Genomic DNA, 22655 nt, shown 5'->3' on the forward strand with positions numbered 1-22655 from the left:
CAACGTTCCTGTCAGTTAACGGCGCGGCAGGTGCGCCGATAACTAAAGTTAGGAGGTTGCTATACATTTGCCAGGAAAAACTGACAAATGAGCACTATCTGAGAAGAAACAGACCGTAGCCAACCAGCGCAGCCCACACCAGCAGCGGTAGCGACCAGAGATGAAAGCGCCACCAGATGCGGCGATCGTGCGCCATACGCAACGCGATGAGATTCGCCAGCGATCCTGGCAGCAGCCCAAACCCACCGACGTTTACCGCCCAGGCGAGCAGCGTATCGGGCGGTACATAGTTGAGCAGTAAAATGGTCGCCGGGACGTTGCTGATAAACTGCGACAGACCGATAGCGGTAAGCCACAGACCGGGCACGGACAAGTTTCCGACGTTGTTAAGCGCCCCCTGCAATACCGGCAGCTGGATCAGCAGATGCACGTCAATAAACATCGCCATAAACACCAGCAGCAGGGTCCAGTCGACGCTGACCACCACGCGGCGGGCGAGGATCAGAAATCCGATGGCAATGGCCGCCAGTCCCCACAACTCCTGTTTCAGTTCCAGAGAGGTGAGAAATACCCCATACAGCGCCAGGCAACTCCACACCAGCCGCGGCTGCCAGTCTGTGGCCTGGGTGCCGCTGTGGTAATTGAGCGCTTTTTTCGGGAACGCAAACCAGCACATCACCAGCAGCGTCAACATCATCGCCAGCGCCAGCGGTGCCATCTGCGCGCAGAAGGCGGCAAACGACAGGCCGGAGCGTCCCCACAGCAGGATGTTTTGCGGGTTGCCGATGGGCGTCAGCAGCGATCCGGCGTTCACCGCCAGCGCTTCGAAGATGATCAGCCGGTTGACCGGGATCTCGCAGAGTTTTTTAAGCGTGATGGTCAGCGGCACCACGATAAACAGCGCCACGTCGTTGGTTAAAAAGGTCGATAACAGCGCGGCCGCCATCACCATAAACATCGCCAGACGGCGTTCGGTGGCAAAGCGGCGCACCATGCGACGCCCTACGACATCGAAATACCCGGACAGCTCGACGCCTTTGGTCAGCAACATCAACCCGCTGAGGGTAATAATGGTGTGCCAGTCAATGGCTTTGCCCCAGCCCGCGGGGGCGAAAGGTATGAAGAAACTGAGCGCCAGACCCACCAGCAGTAATAAATGAAAGAAATGGTCGCGGGCCAGCGCACGCATGAAAGGCAGTGTCATTCTGCGTTCTGCCCCTGTTGCAGGGTAAACAGACGGAAGCGTTCCAGCGTCTCTTCACTGACGTGATGCTCCATGCCTTCCGCATCGCGACGGGCGGTATCCGGGCTGACGCCCAGCACCAGCAGGAAACTTTCCACGATCTGATGGCGTTCACGGCTTTGCTGAGCCAGGGTTTCCCCTTCCGGCGTCAGAAACACACCGCGCCACGGGATCTGTTCGATCAGGCCAACGCTGGCCAGCCGCTTTAACATCTTAGCTACAGTTGGCTGAGAAACGCCCAGCCGCGCCGCCATATCCACCTGACGCGCTTCACCCACTTCGCGGATCAGATCGGAAATTAACTCAACATAATCATCGATTAACTCGCGGCGATGCGCCTCACGAACCTGCCGAAATCCTTCAACATGTTCTTCAACATTAACCAGTTGCGTCACTTTTTTTATTGTTGGCGTACCTGCGCGACGACTCATTGTGCTTCCTCATTGACGTGACGCGAATACCGCATCCTCTAAGCGAACGGCCATTGTAAACCATCACCTGAGGAGTACAAAAAATTAACGCATTAGCCATAGCTATAAAATATAGCCTGTGCTATATCTGTATGTAATGCAGTCACCCTTCACGGACGGAAAGGTTTTCAGTCTGGACAGGAGGTAACTAATGAACGAATTCAGGAGATGTATGGCCGTGTTCAGTCACTCCCCTTTTAAAGTGCGTTTGCTGCTGGTTAATATGTTGTGCGATATGTTCCACAGCAAACCGCAGCCGGACGATAAACCTTCACGCTAATGCGGCGTCGCGGTACGCCGCTTCATTTTTCTGTCACACTTCCCCTTCATACTGATCGTTTCTATAGAATTTTCTTATTATTTGTCGGTTTTGTAACCATTATCGCAAAACATTCCTCTGACGCCTGTTGACCTTAACAGCGGCTCGCTCTATCTTCTCGCAGCCCTGCACAAATGCGGCTTACGGATGACGGCCCTCTCCTCATTCTTCACGCATTGTCCCGCAGGTTTTGACCCTCGACGCCAGGGTGAGCACATGGCGTTTTCGCGATAGTGTCATATGAATTTAATAATAAAAGAAACCCTTGCTGCGCGTGGGCTGAACATCAGCCCGTGGACAGGCTTTTATTTTTTGCAGTCTTTGCTTATCAACTACGCCCTCGGCTATCCCTTCAGCCTGCTTTATGCGGTGGCGTTCTCCCTTATTTTACAGTTGCTGTGGCGTCATGCGCCGCGTGCGCAGAAAGTGCTGATTGGCCTGTGTACGCTGGTAGCGGCCTCCTATTATCCGTTCGGCCAGGCCTATGGCGCGCCGAACTTTAATACCCTGCTCGCCCTGCACTCCACCAATATGGAAGAGTCCACGGAGATCCTGACGATTTTCCCGTGGTACAACTACGTGATTGGCCTGTTTATTTTTGGCCTGGGCGTGATCGCCGTGCGCCGCAAAGCGTCAGAGCGTCCGGTCTGGGGCAAATGGGATCATCTGGGTGTTGCCTTCTGTCTGGCAGTGGTGTTCGTGCAACCGTTAAGCAACCTTTACTACGGCTGGGGCTTCCATCTGAAAGACACCGGTTATCCGGTGGTGCGCTTTGTGAAAGATGTGGTGGTGAATAACCGCGAAGTGCGGGAAGAACAGGCGCGCATGGCGGAGCTGTCCGGCATGAAAGATACCTGGACGGTGCTGGGCGTGAAGCCGAAATATCACACCTACGTGGTGGTGATCGGCGAAAGCGTACGCCGGGATGCCATGGGTGCATTTGGCGGCTACTGGAATAACACCCCTTTTGCCAGCCAGGTTAAGGGTACCTTCTTTACCGACTATGTTGCCGCCAGCGGCTCGACACAGAAATCCCTCGGCCTGACGTTAAACCGCGTGGTGGATGATAAACCGCAATATCAGGATAACTTTGTCACCCTCGCGAACCGCGCCGGTTTTCAGACCTGGTGGTTCTCCAATCAGGGACAAATTGGCGAGTACGATACGGCAATCGCCAGCATCGCCAAACGCGCCGATGAAGTGCATTTCCTGAAAAATGGCGATTTCGAGGCGGATAAAAATGTTAAGGATGAGGCGCTGCTGAAGATGACGTCGCAAGTGCTGTCCACTCCCCACAGCCAGCCGCAGCTCATCGTGCTGCATTTGATGGGCTCGCATCCCCAGGCCTGCGACCGCACCGGCGGCAAGTACACGGTGTTTGTGCAGTCGAAAGAGACGTCGTGCTACCTCTATTCCATCACCCAGACGGATGAACTGCTCGGCAAACTCTACGCCCAGTTGCAGGGGGCCGGGGAAAGCTTCTCGATGGTTTATTTCTCGGATCACGGACTGGCGTTTAAAGAGCGCGGCAAAGACGTGCAGTATCTGGCGCACAGCGATACTTTCCAGCAGAACTTCCAGGTGCCCTTTATGGTGCTCTCCAGCGATGATAAAACCCATCGCGTGATCAAAGCCCGCCGTTCCGCGAACGATTTTCTGAGTTTCTTCTCCCAGTGGACCGGTATCAGCGCCAAAGAGATCGCCAACCGCTACCGTTTTATGTCATCCCAAAAAAGCGGCACCACCTGGGTGACAAACTTCAAATTGCAGAAAGTGGATTACACTCATCTGGGCAGCGATATTTTTGATACCCGCACACGATAAGCGTGGTGATGACCTGGCTGGCGCCTGCGAACACATCAGGCCGATAAGCGCAGCGCCACCGGGCTATTACGTTTCTTCACGCAAAAAAAATCCGCCCGTGGGCGGATTTTTTATCATCACCGAAGTGATTAGAAGCGGTAACCTACGCCTGCGATCCAGGTGCCAACGTCGGTGCTGCGGATACGGCTCTGCTCGTAGGACACGTCGATAGCAACGTTTTCCATCGGGTTGAACTGCAGACCGGCACCGTAAGAGAAGCCATAATCGCTGGTGTCAGCGGTTTTGAAGCCTTCTTCGCGCTGCTGGAATTTACCGTAACCAACACCCACGACGCCATAGATGCTGGCCCAGTCGTTGATACGGAAAGCAGGACCACCGGTCACACCGTAGTACTGCGCTTTGTTGTAAGCGCCGTCTTCGCTACGGTCTTTTTCGGTGTAGGTGAAGGAGCCGATGTAGCCCAGCGGGGTATCATTTTCGTAACGGTATTTCAGGTTGAAACCGTTAGCTTTGTTCGCTACGCCCTGCGCATCGCTCTGAGCGTAACCGCCAGAAACGGTGGATGCAGCTACTGCGGAACCTGCGGTAACGGCCAGAATCGCGGCCAGCGCTGAAAGACATGCAATTTTTTTCATAACCACCTCAAATGTGCTTCAAGTAAATCCTAAGTTTTAAATATATCAAAAATAGTCGGGAAACTCCTGGCGGATTACGCTGTCTAAGGAAGCTTTTCCTGTAACAGAACGTTTCCAGTGCTGACTATCTCTTTCAAAATGCAGTGGTTTTTCCACACAGGACGCTAGTTTTACGCGAGAACCCCAACACATTCATCCAGATTAATCCTAATCAAACGGCGATTAATCCATCAACTGCCGGCTATTATACGGATTTACGGCGACTTTTTTTCAACGAAGGTTCAACCGTAAGAGGGTATTTCCATTACACTGCCTCTTTTACCTCGTTTGACATAAATTGACAGGAGAAAGGATGCCTGGCTTATCCCGTAAAATGCCGGTATGGATGCCCGTACTGGTTATTCTCATTGCAATGCTCTCTATTCAGAGCGGCGCATCGCTGGCGAAATCCCTCTTTCCGCTGATTGGCGCACCCGGCGTCACCGCGCTGCGTCTCGCACTCGGCACGGTGATCCTGATCGTCATTTTTAAGCCGTGGCGTCTGCGCTTCACGAAGGAACAGCGTAAACCGCTGCTGCTGTATGGATTATCGCTGGGGGCGATGAACTACCTCTTTTATCTGTCTATCCAGACGGTGCCGCTGGGAATTGCCGTGGCGCTGGAATTTACCGGCCCACTGGCGGTGGCGCTGTTTTCCTCTCGTCGGGCGGTGGATTTCATCTGGGTGGCGCTGGCGGTGCTCGGGCTGTGGTTCCTGCTGCCGCTCGGCCAGGATGTGTCGCACGTCGATCTGCCCGGCGCAGCGCTGGCACTCGGCGCGGGGGCCTGCTGGGCTATCTATATATTAAGCGGCCAGCGTGCCGGCGAAGAGCATGGTCCGGCGACGGTAGCAGTGGGTTCGCTGATCGCCGCTCTGGTGTTCGTGCCCATTGGCGTAGTGCAGGCGGGCGATGCCCTCTGGCACTGGTCGGTATTGCCGCTCGGACTTGGCGTGGCGATCCTCTCAACGGCCCTGCCCTATTCTCTTGAGATGGTCGCGTTAACCCGCCTGCCAACCCGCACCTTTGGTACGCTGATGAGTATGGAACCGGGACTGGCGGCGCTGTCGGGTATGGTGTTCCTGGGCGAAACCCTGACCCTGACCCAGTGGCTGGCGCTGCTCGCCATCATTACCGCGTCGATGGGCTCGACCCTGACGATGCGCCGCGAAGCGAAAATTGAAAAAGTTGATATAACTTGAATTATATTTTCTGTGCGGCGACAAAGGCCGCGCAGAATAACACTTTACCGGGGTTCGCTTTATTTTCATTCATATTTATTCACACTCTTACCTGTTGCAGCCAATTAAGAATCATTCCTAAAAAATCTTGTAATACATTGAAAATAAGGTGCTTTTATTTTCTGATATTGTCTTCACTATTAAACCGATAGGCACAGCCGAAAAGCAAACTCAGGATCCGTGCTATACTGAGTTTCAGTAATTACCCGGGACATAAACATCAAGAGGATATGAGACTATGAGTACCGCTAAACTGGTAAAAACGAAAGCTTCCAATCTGCTTTATACCCGCAATGATGTCTCTGACAACGATAAGAAAGCGACGATTGAGTTGCTGAATCGTCAGGTAGTCCAGTTCATTGACCTGTCTCTGATCACTAAACAGGCCCACTGGAATATGCGTGGTGCAAACTTCATCGCCGTTCACGAAATGCTGGATGGCTTCCGCACCGGTCTGGTTAACCACCTGGATACCATGGCAGAACGTGCCGTGCAGTTGGGCGGTGTTGCGCTGGGAACCACGCAGGTTATCAACAGCAAAACCGCGCTGAAAAGCTACCCGCTGGACATCCACACCGTTCAGGAGCACCTGAAAGAGCTGGCTGACCGTTATGCCGTTGTGGCAAATGATGTGCGTAAAGCGATTGGCGACGCTAAAGATGAAGATACCGCAGACATCCTGACTGCCGCATCTCGCGACCTGGATCAGTACCTGTGGTTCATTGAATCCAACATCGAATAAGTATTGCAATTTGCTATGACCCCTCGCCTGTGCAAGGGGTTTTGCACTTTTATGGTGCACCTCTCCCCCGCATTCCCTCGTCAAACGTAAAGCAGATGTAATAATCACTTCACACAATCGTTAATAAAAGATTGTTTCCCGACCACTTCCTGCGTTAAAAATAGACATCAGTCTGTCCCCTCTGCCGTTGCACTAAAACAGCGCCCCATAATAGTGCAACAGGCTGCCGTTGCGCTGTTTTCAGTGCGCACTGGTGATGACACGTCTTTACAAAACAACAGGTTGTAAACCTGGCACGATTTTTTCATACTGCACATGTTCTCTCAGGGGATCGCCCCGTGGATATAAAAGGAAAGGCTATGAAGTCTGTATTGAAAGTTTCCCTGGCAGCTTTGACGCTGGCTTTTGCGGTTTCTTCTCACGCCGCGGATAAACTGGTGGTAGCAACGGATACCGCGTTCGTTCCGTTCGAATTCAAACAAGGCGATAAATACGTCGGTTTCGATGTGGATCTGTGGGCTGCCGTGGCGAAAGAGCTGAAGCTGGATTACCAGCTGAAACCAATGGATTTCAGCGGCATTATCCCGGCACTGCAAACCAAAAACGTCGATGTCGCGCTGGCCGGTATTACCATTACTGAAGAACGTAAAAAAGCGATCGACTTCTCCGATGGCTACTACAAAAGTGGTCTGCTGGTGATGGTGAAAGCGGACAACAACGACGTGAAAAGCGTAAAAGACCTGGACGGTAAAGTGGTAGCCGTGAAAGGCGGTACCGGTTCAGTTGACTACGCGAAAGCCAATATCAAAACCAAAGATCTGCGTCAGTTCCCGAACATCGACAACGCGTACATGGAACTGGGCACCAACCGTGCCGACGCGGTGCTGCATGACACGCCAAATATCCTGTACTTCATCAAAACTGCCGGTAACGGTAAGTTCAAAGCAGTGGGTGACTCTCTGGAAGCGCAGCAGTACGGCATCGCCTTCCCGAAAGGCAGCGACGAGCTGCGTAACAAAGTTAACGGCGCGCTGAAAACGCTGAAAGAGAACGGTACGTACAACGAAATCTACAAAAAATGGTTCGGTACTGAGCCTAAATAATAATTATAAGTTTTAACACGTTAAATCAGGGGCGCCCGTTCGCCCCTGCTGTTTTTAAACCACGGTTTACAGGAATACATCATGCAGTTTGACTGGAGTGCCATCTGGCCTGCCATTCCGCTTCTCTTTGAAGGCGCCAAAATGACGCTGTGGATCTCGGTCCTCGGTCTCGCAGGCGGCCTGATTATCGGTCTTGCCGCCGGTTTCGCCCGTAGCTTCGGCGGCTGGCTGGCTAACCACATCGCGCTGGTCTTCATCGAAGTGATCCGCGGTACGCCGATCGTCGTCCAGGTGATGTTCATCTATTTTGCGTTGCCAATGGCGTTTAATGACCTGCGTATCGATCCCTTTAGCGCCGCCGTCGTGACCATCATGATCAACTCCGGCGCGTACATTGCCGAGATCACCCGCGGTGCCGTACTGTCTATCCATAAAGGCTTCCGTGAAGCAGGTCTGGCGCTGGGGCTGTCGCGCCGCGAAACCATTCGCCACGTGATCCTGCCGCTGGCGCTACGCCGTATGCTGCCGCCGCTGGGCAACCAGTGGATCATCAGCATCAAAGACACCTCCCTGTTTATTGTTATCGGCGTCGCCGAACTGACACGTCAGGGCCAGGAGATCATCGCCGGCAACTTCCGCGCGCTGGAAATCTGGAGCGCCGTTGCGGTCTTCTATCTGATCATCACCCTGGTGCTGAGCTTTATTCTGCGTCGTCTTGAAAGAAGGATGAAAATCCTGTGATTGAATTTAAAAATGTTTCCAAGCACTTTGGGCAGACCCAGGTGCTGCACAATATCGACCTGAACATTAAACAAGGTGAAGTGGTGGTGATTATTGGGCCGTCCGGCTCCGGTAAATCAACGCTACTGCGCTGCATTAACAAGCTGGAAGATATCACCAGCGGCGATCTGATCGTCGATGGCCTGAAAGTGAACGATCCAAAAGTGGACGAGCGCCTGATCCGTCAGGAAGCGGGCATGGTGTTCCAGCAGTTTTATCTGTTCCCGCACCTGACGGCGCTGGAAAACGTGATGTTTGGTCCGCTGCGCGTGCGTGGCGCGAACAAAAAAGAGGCTGAAGTGCAGGCAAAAGCGCTGCTGGCGAAAGTGGGTCTTGCCGAGCGTGCGCACCACTATCCGTCGGAGCTGTCCGGCGGTCAGCAGCAGCGTGTCGCCATCGCCCGCGCCTTAGCAGTGAAGCCAAAAATGATGCTGTTTGATGAGCCCACCTCTGCACTCGATCCGGAACTGCGTCATGAAGTACTGAAAGTGATGCAGGATCTGGCGGAAGAGGGCATGACGATGGTCATCGTGACCCACGAAATCGGCTTTGCTGAAAAAGTGGCTTCGCGTCTGATCTTCATCGATAAAGGCCGCATTGCCGAAGACGGCAATCCGCAGGCGCTGATCGAGAACCCGCCAAGCCCGCGTTTACAGGAATTTTTGCAGCACGTTTCTTAATCGCGCGATCCCCGCCCTCTTCTCACCGGAGAGGGCGTATTCCCTGGATTTCTCTCATTTCCCGTCGCCGCTCCGCCATCCTCTATACTTATCCTTTTGTTCTGCTTTTCTCAGGAGGAGTCCGTGAAGTGGATCTTGTTGCTGCTTAGCCTGTTCTTCATGCCGCTGCACGCGGCGACGATCCCTGGCGTTACGTCAGGCGCGACCACCACCCCAGCCGAAGCCCCCGCCGCCGAGCCGGATGTCGAGCAAAAAAAAGCTGCCTATGGCGCGCTGGCCGATGTGCTGGAGAACAGCGCTTCCAGGGAGGAACTGATCGGCCAGTTGCGGAAAGTCGCCGCAACGCCACCGCCGGAACCGGTGCCGACCATTACCCCGCCGGAAGTGCTGGAAGAGACCACGGTGCTGGAGAACGTCACTAACGTCATCCGTCATTACGGCGATGAACTGGCCTCCCGCTTCGCGCAGTTGTATCGCAACATCACAGACTCGCCGCACAAAGCCTTTAACCCGCAGAGTTTTTATAATGCCGCCTCGCATTTTCTGATGCTGGCGGTGTGTGTGTTTGCCTTTTTCTGGCTGGCGCGCTTTAGCGTCACGCCGCTGTACCGCAAGATGGGCACCTGGGCACGCCGCAAAAACCGCGAACACAAGAACTGGCTTCAGCTTCCGGCGATCATCATCGGCGCGTTTATTATCGATATCATGCTGCTGGCCCTGACGCTGTTTGTGGGTCAGGTGCTCAGTGATAACCTGGACGGCGGAAACCGCACTATCGCCTTCCAGCAGGCGCTGTTCCTGAATGCCTTTGCGCTGATCGAATTTTTCAAAGCCATTCTGCGGCTTATCTTCAGTCCGCGTTTTCCCGATCTGCGCCCGTTCCCGGTCAAAGATGAAACGGCAAAATACTGGCATCTGCGTCTGACGGCCCTGAGCAGCCTGATTGGCTATGGGCTTCTGGTGGCGGTGCCTATTATCTCCAACCAGGTGAACGTACAGGTCGGCGCGATGGCAAACGTGCTAATCATGCTGTTTATCACCAGTTGGGCGCTGTACCTGATTTTTCATAACAAGATCACCGTGCAGCAGAATCTTATTCACCTGGCAGAGCGCTCGCTGTCGTTTTTCAGCCTGTTTATCCGCGCTTTTGCGCTGGTCTGGCACTGGCTGGCCAGCGCCTACTTTGTGGTGCTGTTTTTCTTCTCGCTGTTCGATCCCGGTAACAGCCTGAAGTTTATGATGAGCGCCTCGCTGCGCAGTCTGGCCATCATCAGCGTCGCCGCCTTTGCCTCAGGCGTGCTCTCCCGGTGGCTTTCGAAAACCATCACCCTGTCGCCGCATGTGCAGCGCAACTATCCGGAACTGCAAAAGCGGGTTAACGGCTGGCTTTCCGCCTCGCTGAAGATGGCGCGCATTCTGGTGGTCTGTGTGGCGATCATGCTGCTGCTCAACGCCTGGGGGCTGTTTGATTTCTGGAACTGGCTGCACAATGGCGCAGGGGAGAAAACCGTTGATATTCTGATCCGCATTGCGCTGATCCTGTTCTTCTCCGCCGTCGGCTGGACGGTGCTGGCCAGCCTTATTGAAAATCGTCTCTCCTCGGATATTCATGGCAGGCCACTGCCGAGCGCCCGCACCCGTACGCTGCTGACGCTGTTCCGTAACGCGCTGGCGGTGGTGATCAGCACCATTACGGTGATGATTGTGTTGTCGGAAATTGGTGTGAACATCGCGCCGCTGCTGGCGGGTGCCGGGGCGCTGGGTCTGGCGATCTCATTCGGCTCGCAGACGCTGGTGAAAGATATTATCACCGGGGTATTTATCCAGTTTGAGAACGGCATGAACACCGGCGATCTGGTGACCATCGGGCCGCTGACCGGCACGGTTGAACGCATGTCGATCCGCTCGGTGGGCGTGCGCCAGGATACCGGCGCGTATCACATCATTCCGTGGTCATCGATTACCACCTTCGCCAACTTTGTGCGCGGCATTGGCTCGGTGGTGGCGAATTACGATGTCGATCGCCATGAGGATGCGGATAAAGCGAATCAGGCGCTGAAGGATGCGGTGGGTGAACTGATGGCGCGGGACGATATTCGCGGGCTGATCATCGGCGAGCCGACCTTTGTCGGCATTGTCGGCCTGACCAATACCGCCTTTACCCTGCGCGTGACCTTCACCACGCAGCCGCTCAAGCAGTGGACGGTACGCTTTGCGCTGGACAGCATGGTGAAGAAATATTTCGATCTGGCAGGGGTACGCCCGCCAGTGCAGACTTATCAGGTGCTGGCGCAGCCTGCTGCGCCGTCATCGGCCGCGCCGCAGGAACTGTCGCCACCCGCCGCGCCTACGCTTTAAAACGGGTATTTGCCCAGCGGCGACGCTGGGCGTCATCCATAAAGGTCCAGGCAATAAAGCGGCTCTGCTTTTGCCCCTGGGCCATCTCTTTTTTCACCACTTTCACCGCACCGGCTTCCGTCAGCGCACGATACAGCGGCGGGAGGTTTTCCCCGCGCGATACCAGCGAGCTGAACCACAGCACCTGACGGCCAAAGGCCTGGCTTTCGGCAATCATCTGCGTGATAAAGGCCACTTCCCCGCCCTCGCACCACAGCTCCTGCTGCTGACCGCCAAAGTTCAGCGCCTCGCTGCTCTGACCAAGGTTACGACGCTTACGCTCGTTTCCGGCACGGGCGGCGGCGGCAGAATCATGGAACGGCGGATTGCACAGGGTGGCATCGTACTGTTCGTTTTTATGGATGATACCGGTGAGGATGGCTGCCGGATCTTTTTGACGACGCAGGCGCACGGCGCGGGTCAGCCCCGGATTGCCGTTAATGATCGCCTGGGCGCTGGCAAAGGCCTCGTTGTGCACTTCCGTGCCGGTAAAGCGCCAGCCGTATTCATGATTGCCGATCAGCGGATAGATGCAGTTGGCACCCACACCGATGTCCAGCACGCTCGCCTGACGCGGCACGGTACCTTCAGCACTTTCCGCCAGCAGATCCGCCAGATGATGAATATAATCCGCGCGGCCCGGTACCGGCGGACAGAGGAACCCTTCCGGAATGTCCCAGTGGGCAACGCCATAGAAATGCGCCAGCAGCGCTTTGTTCAGTGCCTTCACGGCGAGGGGATCGGCAAAGTTTACCGTCGCCTCACCCGTTGGCGTGGCAATAATAAAGCCACGCAGCTCCGGGCAGTCCTGACAGAGGGCGTCAAGATCGTAGCGGCTGTGATGGCGGTTTCGCGGGTGTAATCCCGGCTTCTGGGCAGTCATGGCATTCTCCTTTCAACAGCGGCGTAAGATACCCGTTGACGGCGGCGCGGTAAATAAGTGACGCTCGCTATTCTGATTTAATCGTAAAAATGGGTGAACTATGTATTTTTATCAGCCAGCACAGGGACACGGTCTGCCGCACGATCCGCTGAATGCTATTATCGGCCCACGTCCTATCGGCTGGATCGCCTCGCAGGACAGTCAGGGACAGCGCAACCTCGCCCCCTACAGCTTTTTCAACTGCTTTAACTATCGCCCACCGATTATTGGTTTTTCCAGCACCGGCTGGAAAGACAGCGTGCGAAACATCACCGAAACCAAAGAGTTCGTCTGGAACCTGACCACTTACGATCTGGCGGTGCGGATGAATGAAAGCTCCGCCTCCCTGCCGCACGGCGAAGATGAATTCGTGCGCGCCGGGCTGACGCCGGTGGCAAGTCAGGTGGTGAGCGTGCCGCGCGTGGCAGAAAGCCCGGTCAATTTCGAATGCCGTCTGTCCCAGTGTATTCAGTTGACCGCCGCCGACGGTACGCCGATCGACAGCTGGCTGGTGCTGGGCGAAGTGGTGGGGATCCATATCGATGAATCCTTGCTGGAAAATGGCATTTACCAGACTGCCAAAGCCCGTCCGGTATTGCGCGCGGGGGGGCCGTCGGCGTATTACACCATTGATGAATCCCAGCGTTTCGACCTGGTACGCCCCGACGCCCGTTGAGCCCTGAAGCCATCGCTTTGCCTGTATGGTCTAAACTATAAGGATGTACAACGATAAGGAGAAGGCGATGGCTTCCGGTTGGGCAAATGATGGCGCAGTGCAGGATCAAATCGACAGCACCGTAGAAGACGCCGTGGCGCGCGCCCGGCGCGATCTGCCAAAAGGCGAGAGCCTGAAAGAGTGTGAAGAGTGCGGTGAGCCGATCCCTGAAGCACGTCGCAAGGCGATTGCCGGTGTGCGGTTGTGCGTGAACTGCCAGCAGAAGAAAGATTTACAAAATTCAACAAATGCAGGGTATAATCGCAGAGGTTCTAAAGACAGCCAGTTACGTTGACCTTTACTGACGTAACATGACAGTGCAAGCGGTTGCGAAGCGGCGCACAAAAAATCGTACAGAAAGTAGCAAATTGTGCCGCTAATCCCCTGCAACCGCAGCCACCCCCCTTTCCTGACACATTCAGCGAAAAAATGTGTTCCTAATCAATTAATTAACGATCGTTCAATTTTTTAGAACAAGGTCGTCAATTCTCTTCGATTTAATCTTTTGCGAAATACTGTGATACTTATCACATCGACGGAACATCGTCCCCTTAACAGAATAACCTGCGAGAGATTAACCATGAAAACCATCAAATATGCTGTTGCCGCCATCGCCCTTTCTACCCTGTCCTTTGGCGCGTTTGCTGCCCAGGCAGTGACTGCTGAACAGGCCAGCAACATGAATAAAATCGGTGTTGTTGCTGCTGACGGCGCGACCACCCTCGACGGACTGGAAGCTCAACTGGCACAGAAAGCGGCTGAAGCAGGCGCTACCGGTTATAGCATCACCTCTGCTAACACCAGTAACAAAATGAGCGGCACCGCGGTTATCTACAAATAATCGACTGAATGCTTTACACCTGCGGTTAACCTCCGCGGGTGCGTTTTACCCTCATCATATGTTTTATTTGCAATACCAGAGTGTTATTACCCTTGTTGCCCGTCCGGTCTGGACGGGCTTTTTTTTGTCTTAAAAACGGGCGTTAACCTGCGCTAGTCCTGCCTCAATAGAGTCAGCTTCACCGGTGGCATACAGACAGCACGCCATCTGCGTTTTCAAAGATTGGGGTATCGCTTCGCTGCCTACAATACAGCGCTCGATCCAGCGCGCGGTAGTATGCGGATCTTTGGCGTCCGGCAGTGAGACGCCGCTTTGCTCTTCGGCCTGACGTTCGAGGATCACCCGCGCGCCCAGGCTGTCTATCAGCGTTATCTGCGGGCAGCGCTGTGGGTTGGCATACACTTCCCCTTCGGTGCCATGCATCAGCAGGCCGCGGCCACCAATATCACTGAAGAATTTCGCCACACGCGGCACGTACTCCGGGTGGGAGACGCTGGACAGGCGCAGGGCGGCGTCTTCGGCGAACGGCGTTGCCAGCTTGGCCAGCGTGTGGGCGCTGTTACGCACGCCCATCCGCCAGCGCATCGCCAGCTGGTTTTCCAGCGGCGGGCAGAGCGCGCTGACGGGGATATAGACCGGCTGATGACCATCGAGCTTCGCCTGCGCCTGTCCGGCAAGGTGCGTGGCTTCAATGCCGAGCAGCGCAAAAATGGTTTCTGTCACTACACGGGTGGGATCTTCGCTGACGCCGTGCACCACCACCGGAAAACCGAGTTTATGCAGCAGGATAGCCAGCAGCGGCGTCAGGTTGGCCTGTTTCCGCGCGCCGTTATAGCTTGGGATAACAATCGGCATCGGCTTTGCCACCGGCGGCGTCAGGCGCATTGTCTGCTGCTGCATGGCGTCATAGAAACCGAGCATTTCCGCTTCGCCCTCGCCTTTGATGCGCAGCGCGATCAGGATGCCGCCCATTTCCAGTTCCGGCACGTCGCCGTTCAGCATGTGGGTGTACAGCGCGCGTGCGGTGTCAACATCCAGATCGCGGGCGTGATTTTTGCCGCGCCCGACCTCTTTGATGATCTTGCGATAGTCCATGAAATCTCCTTCCCGTGCCCAGGTTAGCGTCGTCGGCGACGGCTCTGTTTTGCTTCCGCTTTTGGTTTACTTTTCACTATAACGTCCGGAACGGCAGGTTGTGAAATAGGAAATACCGGTAGCGCGTTGAGCAGACGCTTGCCATAGCTTTTGGTCAGCAGGCGTTTATCGTAGATCACCACTTCGCCCCGACAGCTGTGACTTCTGATCAGACGCCCGACCTGCTGGATCAGATTGAAGGAAGCGCTTGGCAGACTCTGCACTTCAAAGGGATAGCGGTTAAGGCTTTTCAGCCATTCCCCCTCGGTGATCACCACCGGGCTGTCGATGGGCGGGAAGGCGATTTTATGGATATGCACCTGCGTCAGGTAATCGCCTTTCAGATCCAGCCCCTCGGCAAAGGATTGCAGACCGACCAGCACGCTGCGCTCGCCGCCATCAATGCGTTTGCGGTGCAGCTCCACCAGCCGGTAACGGGGCTGATCGCCCTGCACCAGCAGCAACAGCCGCAGATCGGTGACAAAAGTCAGGAACAGCTGCATTGCGCGTCCGCTGGCAAACAGTACCAGCATGCCTTTGTGCGCTTTGCTTTTCAGCTGTTCCCGAAAATAGGTCGCCATCTCCGCGATATGCTGCTCTTCATGCTCCATCAGCGGCTCGTACTTCATCTGCGGAATAACGATTTTACCCTGCTCGACATGGTTAAACGGCGAGTCCAGCGCCACAAAACGGTCGCCCGCTTTTTCTTTCAGGCCGCTCATCTCCTGGAGCCGGGTAAAGCTGTTCAGCGAGCGCAACGTGGCGGAGGTGATGATAATGTGCGGCACGCTGCGCCACAGCAGCTTCTCCAGCTGATCGCTGACGCGGATCCCGACACAATGGAAGAACAGATGTATCTGCCCGTCGCGCACCTCGCGTGTTGCCCATTTTGATACCGGCGCGCCGGAGGCTTGCGCCATGGAGGCCAGCCGCCACAGCTTGCTCTGGCTTTCAAACATGCCGAGCGCGCGGTTCATTTGCAGGATCACCCGGTGCAGGCGCACGATGTCATGCTGCCCGGTTTTCTCGCTCAGATCGCTTAAAAACAGATCCGCCAGACCACGCAGCATGTCGGCGAGTTTCGCCAGCCGCTGACAGATTGCCATGATTTCATCCGGCAGTTCCCCCATCGCAAAACGATGCTCAGCCGCCTGGCCTGCGGGCATATACAGATTCAGGATATTATTCAGCGAGGCGATCAGCTCATACAGCTCTTCGCAGTGGGCGTTCAGCCGCTCCGGCGTTGCCAGCGGCGGCGTTGTTTTCGGGCGGAACTGCTCCATGCAGGTAGCCACCAGTTTGCTGAACAGATCCAGCTGCAGGCGATACCAGGGCGCGCTGATCTCCGCGCTCATTTCCAGCGCATCACGCGCCACATCAGGCAGATGATGGCCTTCATCCAGCACCAGCAGCAGGTTTTTCGGCTCCGGCAATACTGCTTCGGACTCCATTGCCGCCATCACCAGCGCGTGGTTTGCCACCACCACCTCCGCTTCCTGCACTTCCCGACGGGCGACAAAGAACGGGCATTCTTTGTAGTAGTGGCAGTTGCGGTTCAGACAGCTGGCTTTATCGGTGGAGAGCCGCGCCCAGAGCGCGTCTTCAATATTCTGATCGGTGTGATCGCGCAGGCCGTCCCATTTGTAGCTGTCGAGATCGACTTTAAGCTTTGCGCAGCGCTGCTGCTCTTCTTTGCTGCCGGGCGTCAGTTCGTCGTCCATAAACGCCAGCAGATCCTGCTGGGTCGCGTCGCTGCTGGCGAGCGCGGCCAGATTGCGCGGGCAGACATAGCGCCCGCGTCCGAAGGCGGCGGTAAAACGCAGGTCGGGAATGATTTTCTTCAGCAACGGCAGATCTTTACTGAAGATCTGATCCTGTAGCGCCACGTTCGCGGTGCTGACCACCAGCGTTTTTTGTTCTTCCCGGGCGATAGCAATGCCGGGGATCAGATAGGAGAGCGTTTTACCGACGCCGGTCGGTGCTTCGATAGCCAGATGCCGCCCCTCTTCACCGGCGAGGGTTTTCGCCACATCAGCAATCATCTGCCGTTGCGGTGCGCGGGGAATAAAATCCGGGATCTGTTGTTGTAACGCCTTATACCAGGCGGCTATCTGCGCTTTTAGCGCGGCGGATAAGGCCATCGGGAAACCTGAAACACTGTATAAACAGCCACTATTGTGGCATTTTTAACGTTCAGGCTGTACCTTTTTTTGCCGTCTCTGGAAGGCGGCTCGTAAAAACGGGAGAAGTTCCCTTTCTCCCTCCCGGTTAGTGCAGTTCAGGCCAGTAATCTTTGTTCGCCTCAATCAGCGCATCCAGCACCTTACGGGCTTTTTTCGCGTCTACAATGGTGCGGTTGAGGGTCAGAGCCTGCAACGCTTTGGTGTAAGAGCCTTCAAACCAGGCCTCGACCGTCAGACGCTCATAGGCGAACTGCTGCTCGATAAGCCCTTTATAGAAGGTCGGGATTTTGCCCACGCCATAAGGACGTGGCCCGTTGATGCCTATTTCTGCCACCACTTCCACCATCACGTCGTTGTCGAGGTTTTCCACCAGGCCGTTATTTTCCAGCATGACGATAAATTTTTTCTTCAGATTGAACGCGATGGCTTCCGCCAGTTCGACAATCATGTCGCCGTGGGCATCGTTGTGCACCACTTTGACGTTTTTGGTGGTGCCTTCCGCCACCGCCGTGCGGCACTCTTCAAAGACGCGTTTTTCGCGGCCATTCATCACTTCGTTGGCGCGGGTGAAATTCGCATCCAGTTTTGAGAATTTGTATTCCGGATAGAGGTAGTACTGCAAGTAAGTGTTCGGCAGATAGTCCGGGAAATCGCGCAGCATGTCGGCGACAGCGGCGTAGGTGTCCAGCCAGGACTGATCGCGCTGCTCGGCATCCGCCGGTTTAAAGCCGTTATCGGAAATAATGGCTTTCAGTTGCGGCAGCAGATCGACGCCGTTTTCATCGTACAGATGGGTGAACCAGCCGAAGTGGTTAAGGCCAAAATAGACTGGCTCGAAGGTTTCCGGGTTGCGCCCCAGCAGACGCCCGTAAGAACGCAGCAGGTTTACCGGCTGGTCGCAGATATTCAGAATACGATCGTCATCCGGGAAGCGCTGGTTGAGCGCGTCGGCGACAATGGCTGCCGGGTTGGTATAGTTGAGGATCCATGCCTGCGGCGAGCGGGCGCGAACGTCCTCCACCAGCTGGATCATGTCGCGGATCGAGCGCATACCGTAGGCAAAACCGCCTGCGCCACAGGTTTCCTGACCAATCACGCCGAGGCTGAGCGGGATTTTTTCATCTTTTTCGCGCATCGCGTAGCCGCCGGTGCGCATCTGGCAAAAGATGAAATCCATATCGGCAAAAGCTACGTCTTTATCGGTGGTATAGGTAAATTCCAGTTCCGGATATTCTTCACGGAACAGTACTTTCGCATACTCGCCTATTACCGCCTGACGCTCTTCATTAACGTCAAACATCACCAGTTTCTTCAGCGGCAGACGCGACTTGAGTTTGCATAAGGCTTTTAATAATCCCGGCGTCCAGGTGGAACCACCGCCGACTAATACGATATTAAAGGTGTTTTTCATCATCAGTTCTCTTATGGCGTCTGTTGAAGTAATTGTTGTTTTACGGCGCTGGCAATGCTTTCCACCTGCGGGCCGTATATAACCTGAAGATCGTTCTCCGTGGTGCGAATAACACCGTTGGCCCCGCTCTGTTTCAGCGCCGCGTCGTCCACTTTCGCCATCTCGTGAAGTTTGACGCGCAGGCGGGTAAAGCAGCAGTCAACGTGCTGAATATTCTCCCTGCCCCCCAGCCCCTGAATAATCAGCGCGGTTTCGCCGGAAACCTCGTTCGTGCCTGTTATTACACTGCGTACCCTGTCTTCCTCTTCCCGGCCCGGCGTTCTGGCATTGGTGCGCAAAATGACCCATTTAAAAACGAAGTAATACGCCGGTGCCCATATCGCGCCCTGTAGCAAACTGAACCACCAGTGCGTTTTCGCACCGCCCAGTACGCCGAACACCATAAAATCGATAAAACCACCCTGGATATTGCCGATCATCACCTCCAGCAGTTGCGCGCAGGCAAAGGAAAGCCCGGACATGACGGCGTGGAATAAGAACAGAATGGGTGAGACGAAGATGAAGCTGAATTCCAGCGGTTCGGTGATGCCGGTCGTGAAGGAGGCCAGCGCCCCGGCCATCATTAAGGCTTTGACACGCTGTTTATGCTCCGGGCGGGCGCAACGATAAATCGCCAGCGCCGCCGCCGGTAAACCAAACATCATTACCGGAATTTTACCCTGTGCCAGAAAGCGCGTGGCTTCGCGGGTGATGTCATCCGCCAGCGCGCCAGGATGGGCAAGGGCGTAATTGAAAATAGAGAGCGCGCCGATCACGCTTTCGTTATCGACATGCACCATGCCACCTACCGGCGTGAAGCGCACGGTTTCATTAAGGATATGGTGCAGACCCGTCGGGATCAGAATACGTTCGGTAAAGGCGTAAATAAAGGTGCCGAACGGCCCGGACTCGCCAATAAATTCACCGATATGAATAATCGCTGTGGCAATAACCGGCCAGATTAATGACATTAAAACGCCGACCAGCGGCAGCACAACGACGGTAATAATGGGCACAAAGCGGCGGCCACCAAAATAGGCGATGGCCGCCGGGAGTTTAATCGTATAAAAGCGGTTGTGCAGTATTACCGTGACCATGCCAGCAATAACCCCGCCGAGTACGCTCATCTGATAAGAAAATATCCCCAGCGTGCTGGCGAATTCCGCGGAATACATCACCGCTTCGGTCTGGCTGTAGCCTTTTTCCACAAATGCAGCGACGGAGGTCGTCGCCGGCGTTAAGCCCTGCACCAGCAGACTAAAATTAACGCCGACGTGAAAGGTAATAAAACCAATCACCGCTGCCAGCGCGGCGGTGGGTTTTTCATCCCGCGCCAGTCCAATAGCGGCGGCAATGGCAAAGAGTAAGGGTAAATTGGCAAACAGCGATCCGGCCACCTTACGAATAAAGCCGATGATGTGCTGCATCAGTTGGGCATTCATCATGTCGGCACTGACAATCGCCGGGTTTTGCAGTGCCGCCGCGAGGCCCAGAAATATCCCGGCGGCGGCAATCACCGAAATCGGCATCATTAATGCCTTGCCTAAATCTTGTAAAAACTCGCCAGCGCGACTCATAGCGTGATCCTTATTCAAGTAAGGGTATAACGGATCGAGAACCTGCCACGAGTATAGGCAGCTTAGATGTATAGTTGTCTAGCCCACTTATTTTATAACCAGAGTTGGATCACAGAACAGCGTTGCTGTTACGGACGTTCGGCGGTCAGCGTGAAACGGTAATGCTGCTGGTTGTAATAGATTTCAGAAACTTCGAAGGGAATGCCTTCCGCAAGCCAGGCGACGGAAGTGGCATGTAAAACGGGTTCATCACGGTTGATACCGAGCATATCACGCACGTCCTGGGACGGCAGCTCAGCACGGATCTCTTTTTCTGAGCGGGCAACGGTGTGGCCTTTGCGGCTGATATAGGCGTATTTCGAGGCGTTGAGATCGGCTTCGCACAGATCGCTGAACGGGGCAAACAGCATCCAGGACTGTTCAAACACAAAGGGCACCTCATCCAGCAGGCGCAGGCGTTTCATAAACCACACCGTATCCCCGGCCTGGATATGCAGCTTTTCAGCAATATCGTCAGGCGCTGCCTGACGCGAGAGGCAGATCAGACGGTTTATCACCGGCTCGTCAAGACCGAGCATGGCTTCGCTGGAGGAGAGATGACGATCAAGGGGTAACGGAATACGGAGGATTTTTTTGGGATGAGCAACAAAGGTGCCCTGGCCGCGACGGCGCTCAACTTTTCCCTGCCGGACCAGATAATCGACGGCTTTACGCGCGGTCATGCGCGACACCGAAAACTGCTGGCAGAGTTCATTTTCCGACGGAATAACGTCACCTGGACGTAAATCACCGGCGCAGATGCGGCCAGTCAGATACTGTTCAAGCTGTAAATATACCGGGACGGTAGAATGTTTATCGATCATCAGAGCGCTCCCCCACACTGCCGGGTATGTTAGCGATCCGCTGACAAAGAGACAACGCGGATTTTCCCTCTCCCGCAGGAGAGGGAATGCCGGTTACTGGGCTGCCGGTTTGCGAGGACGTGGACGGCGCGGTTTTTCACCGGCCGGCTTTGACTCGCTGGTGCGGCGCGCGCCTGGCGCTGAACTGTCGCTACGGCGTGGCTGCTGGCTGCGACCATTGCCGCCCTGCCCGCGTCCACCACCGCCACCGCCGCTACGCTGCTGACGACCGTTCTGAATAGGTTCCGCTTTGATCGACGGATCCGGTTCATAGCCCGCAACAGCAATACGCGGGATCTCTTTTTTCAGCAGACGTTCAATATCACGCAGCAGTTTGTGCTCATCGACGCACACCAGCGATAACGCTTCGCCGGTCGCCGCGGCACGACCTGTACGGCCAATACGGTGCACGTAGTCTTCCGGCACGTTTGGCAGTTCATAGTTCACCACGTGCGGCAGCTCTTCGATGTCCAGACCACGGGCGGCAATATCCGTCGCCACCAGCACGCGCAGTTCGCCGGATTTGAAATCCGCCAGCGCCCGGGTACGTGCGCCCTGGCTTTTATTGCCGTGGATCGCCGCACTGCGGATGCCGTCTTTGTTCAGCTGCTCGGCAAGATGGTTCGCGCCGTGCTTGGTACGGGTAAACACCAGCACCTGCTGCCAGTTGCCCTGGCCGATCATCTGTGACAGCAGTTCCCGTTTGCGTTTTTTATCCACAAAGTGAACGTGCTGGGTGATCTGCTCAGAGGCAGTGTTGCGACGCGCCACTTCGATTTCCAGCGGGTTGTGCAGCAGTTTTTCCGCCAGGCTCTTGATCTCATCAGAGAAGGTGGCAGAGAACAGCAGGTTCTGACGCTTTTTCGGCAGCTTCGCCAGTACACGACGAATGTCGTGAATAAAGCCCATATCCAGCATGCGGTCCGCTTCGTCCAGCACGAGGATCTCAACGCTGTCGAGCTTCAGGGCGTTCTGGTGTTCCAGATCGAGTAAACGGCCCGGTGTTGCCACCAGCACGTCCACGCCGCCGCGCAGTTTCAGCATCTGCGGGTTGATGCTCACACCGCCGAAAACCACCAGCGAGCGAATGTTCAGGTACTTGCTGTATTCACGGACGTTTTCACCGACCTGGGCCGCCAGCTCGCGGGTTGGGGTCAGGATCAACGCACGCACCGGACGGCGCGCTTTGCTGTGCGGCTCATTGTCCACCAGGTGTTGCAATAACGGCAGCGTAAAGCCTGCGGTTTTGCCGGTACCGGTTTGGGCGCTGGCCATCAGGTCGCGCCCCTGCAACACGGCCGGAATGGCCTGCTGCTGAATTGGAGTGGGTTCGCGGTAGCCCTGCTCAGCAACGGCGCGCAGGATCTCAGGGTTTAAACCCAGTTCATCAAAAGACATAACAACTCCGAACCGCCCCGACCGTTACCGGTGTAGTTTTCAGGGAGATCAGTAACGTGAC

21 protein-coding genes are annotated in these 22655 nt (G+C 55.3%); 11 read left to right on the plus strand and 10 right to left on the minus strand.

From position 1 onward, the window contains the following. Window positions 1-94 precede the first annotated feature (94 nt). Both KW828_RS03235 and mntR read right to left on the minus strand, forming a co-directional pair. Window positions 95-1204, minus strand: a complete 1110-nt coding sequence (locus tag KW828_RS03235; RefSeq protein ID WP_218334962.1) for an anion transporter — start codon at window positions 1202-1204, stop codon at window positions 95-97. After that, complete coding sequence (gene mntR, locus KW828_RS03240; protein ID WP_072567924.1) at window positions 1201-1674, minus strand: manganese-binding transcriptional regulator MntR; 474 nt, start codon at window positions 1672-1674, stop codon at window positions 1201-1203. Before mntR ends, KW828_RS03235 begins: the two co-directional genes overlap by 4 nt. A gap of 190 nt (window positions 1675-1864) precedes the next feature. Between mntR and mntS the strand changes: the two genes are divergently transcribed. Then, a complete protein-coding gene (gene mntS, locus KW828_RS03245; RefSeq protein WP_088219870.1) occupies window positions 1865-1993 on the plus strand; it encodes a manganase accumulation protein MntS in 129 nt (42 codons plus the stop codon). A 279-nt stretch (window positions 1994-2272) separates the two neighbouring features. Continuing rightward, window positions 2273-3856 carry a phosphoethanolamine transferase gene (locus KW828_RS03250; protein WP_218334963.1) on the plus strand — a complete coding sequence of 528 codons (1584 nt, stop codon included), beginning with the start codon at window positions 2273-2275 and terminating at the stop codon, window positions 3854-3856. Window positions 3857-3984: 128 nt separating this feature from the next. Here KW828_RS03250 and ompX read toward each other — a convergent pair whose 3' ends face one another. Continuing rightward, window positions 3985-4491: an outer membrane protein OmpX gene (gene ompX, locus KW828_RS03255; protein WP_218334964.1), complete on the minus strand. Its 507-nt coding sequence runs from the start codon at window positions 4489-4491 to the stop codon at window positions 3985-3987. Window positions 4492-4843: 352 nt separating this feature from the next. Between ompX and rhtA the strand changes: the two genes are divergently transcribed. The 6 genes from rhtA to ybiO all read left to right on the plus strand — a co-directional run bounded on the left by rhtA (window position 4844) and on the right by ybiO (window position 11433). Then, window positions 4844-5731, plus strand: coding sequence for a threonine/homoserine exporter RhtA (rhtA, locus tag KW828_RS03260; RefSeq protein ID WP_218334965.1), 888 nt, complete (start codon window positions 4844-4846; stop codon window positions 5729-5731). Window positions 5732-6008: 277 nt separating this feature from the next. After that, window positions 6009-6512, plus strand: a complete 504-nt coding sequence (gene dps, locus KW828_RS03265) for a DNA starvation/stationary phase protection protein Dps (protein WP_218334966.1) — start codon at window positions 6009-6011, stop codon at window positions 6510-6512. Between the two features lie 359 nt (window positions 6513-6871). Then, complete coding sequence (gene glnH, locus KW828_RS03270) at window positions 6872-7615, plus strand: glutamine ABC transporter substrate-binding protein GlnH (RefSeq protein ID WP_088219875.1); 744 nt, start codon at window positions 6872-6874, stop codon at window positions 7613-7615. 81 nt (window positions 7616-7696) lie between these two features. After that, window positions 7697-8356 (plus strand): glutamine ABC transporter permease GlnP, encoded by a 660-nt coding sequence (gene glnP / locus KW828_RS03275; protein WP_088219876.1) that lies wholly within the window; start codon window positions 7697-7699, stop codon window positions 8354-8356. Continuing rightward, window positions 8353-9075 carry a glutamine ABC transporter ATP-binding protein GlnQ gene (gene glnQ / locus KW828_RS03280; RefSeq protein WP_129362195.1) on the plus strand — a complete coding sequence of 241 codons (723 nt, stop codon included), beginning with the start codon at window positions 8353-8355 and terminating at the stop codon, window positions 9073-9075. Before glnP ends, glnQ begins: the two co-directional genes overlap by 4 nt. Window positions 9076-9198: 123 nt before the next feature. Continuing rightward, a complete protein-coding gene (ybiO, locus tag KW828_RS03285; protein ID WP_218334967.1) occupies window positions 9199-11433 on the plus strand; it encodes a mechanosensitive channel protein in 2235 nt (744 codons plus the stop codon). Here ybiO and rlmF read toward each other — a convergent pair. After that, entirely contained in the window at window positions 11423-12355 is a 933-nt protein-coding gene (gene rlmF / locus KW828_RS03290; protein ID WP_218334968.1) for a 23S rRNA (adenine(1618)-N(6))-methyltransferase RlmF, read from the minus strand. The genes ybiO and rlmF overlap by 11 nt on opposite strands. Window positions 12356-12455: 100 nt before the next feature. On the opposite strand from rlmF, the gene KW828_RS03295 reads away from it, so the two are divergent. The 3 genes from KW828_RS03295 to ybiJ all read left to right on the plus strand — a co-directional run bounded on the left by KW828_RS03295 (window position 12456) and on the right by ybiJ (window position 13950). Next, window positions 12456-13070: a flavin reductase family protein gene (locus KW828_RS03295; protein ID WP_088219880.1), complete on the plus strand. Its 615-nt coding sequence runs from the start codon at window positions 12456-12458 to the stop codon at window positions 13068-13070. A 67-nt stretch (window positions 13071-13137) separates the two neighbouring features. Next, window positions 13138-13404, plus strand: coding sequence for a DksA/TraR family C4-type zinc finger protein (locus KW828_RS03300; RefSeq protein WP_088219881.1), 267 nt, complete (start codon window positions 13138-13140; stop codon window positions 13402-13404). 285 nt (window positions 13405-13689) lie between these two features. Next, window positions 13690-13950, plus strand: coding sequence for a DUF1471 family protein YbiJ (gene ybiJ, locus KW828_RS03305; protein WP_088219882.1), 261 nt, complete (start codon window positions 13690-13692; stop codon window positions 13948-13950). A 129-nt stretch (window positions 13951-14079) separates the two neighbouring features. On the opposite strand, the gene ybiB is transcribed toward ybiJ, so the two are convergent. The 6 genes from ybiB to rhlE form a co-directional block, all read right to left on the minus strand. After that, window positions 14080-15045, minus strand: a complete 966-nt coding sequence (gene ybiB, locus KW828_RS03310) for a DNA-binding protein YbiB (protein ID WP_088219883.1) — start codon at window positions 15043-15045, stop codon at window positions 14080-14082. Window positions 15046-15068: 23 nt separating this feature from the next. After that, window positions 15069-17225 carry an ATP-dependent DNA helicase DinG gene (gene dinG, locus KW828_RS03315; protein WP_218334969.1) on the minus strand — a complete coding sequence of 719 codons (2157 nt, stop codon included), beginning with the start codon at window positions 17223-17225 and terminating at the stop codon, window positions 15069-15071. 127 nt (window positions 17226-17352) lie between these two features. Beyond that, a complete protein-coding gene (locus tag KW828_RS03320) occupies window positions 17353-18681 on the minus strand; it encodes a 6-phospho-alpha-glucosidase (protein WP_256349959.1) in 1329 nt (442 codons plus the stop codon). 8 nt (window positions 18682-18689) lie between these two features. Further along, window positions 18690-20294, minus strand: coding sequence for a PTS transporter subunit EIIC (locus KW828_RS03325; protein ID WP_218334970.1), 1605 nt, complete (start codon window positions 20292-20294; stop codon window positions 18690-18692). Between the two features lie 128 nt (window positions 20295-20422). Further along, window positions 20423-21157 (minus strand): GntR family transcriptional regulator, encoded by a 735-nt coding sequence (locus KW828_RS03330; protein ID WP_256349960.1) that lies wholly within the window; start codon window positions 21155-21157, stop codon window positions 20423-20425. Window positions 21158-21250: 93 nt separating this feature from the next. Next, entirely contained in the window at window positions 21251-22594 is a 1344-nt protein-coding gene (gene rhlE, locus KW828_RS03335) for an ATP-dependent RNA helicase RhlE (protein ID WP_218334971.1), read from the minus strand. Between the last annotated feature and the right edge of the window lie 61 nt (window positions 22595-22655).

This window comes from Enterobacter sp. ENT03 (genome assembly GCF_019218745.1).
Classification (GTDB): Bacteria; Pseudomonadota; Gammaproteobacteria; order Enterobacterales; family Enterobacteriaceae; genus Enterobacter_D.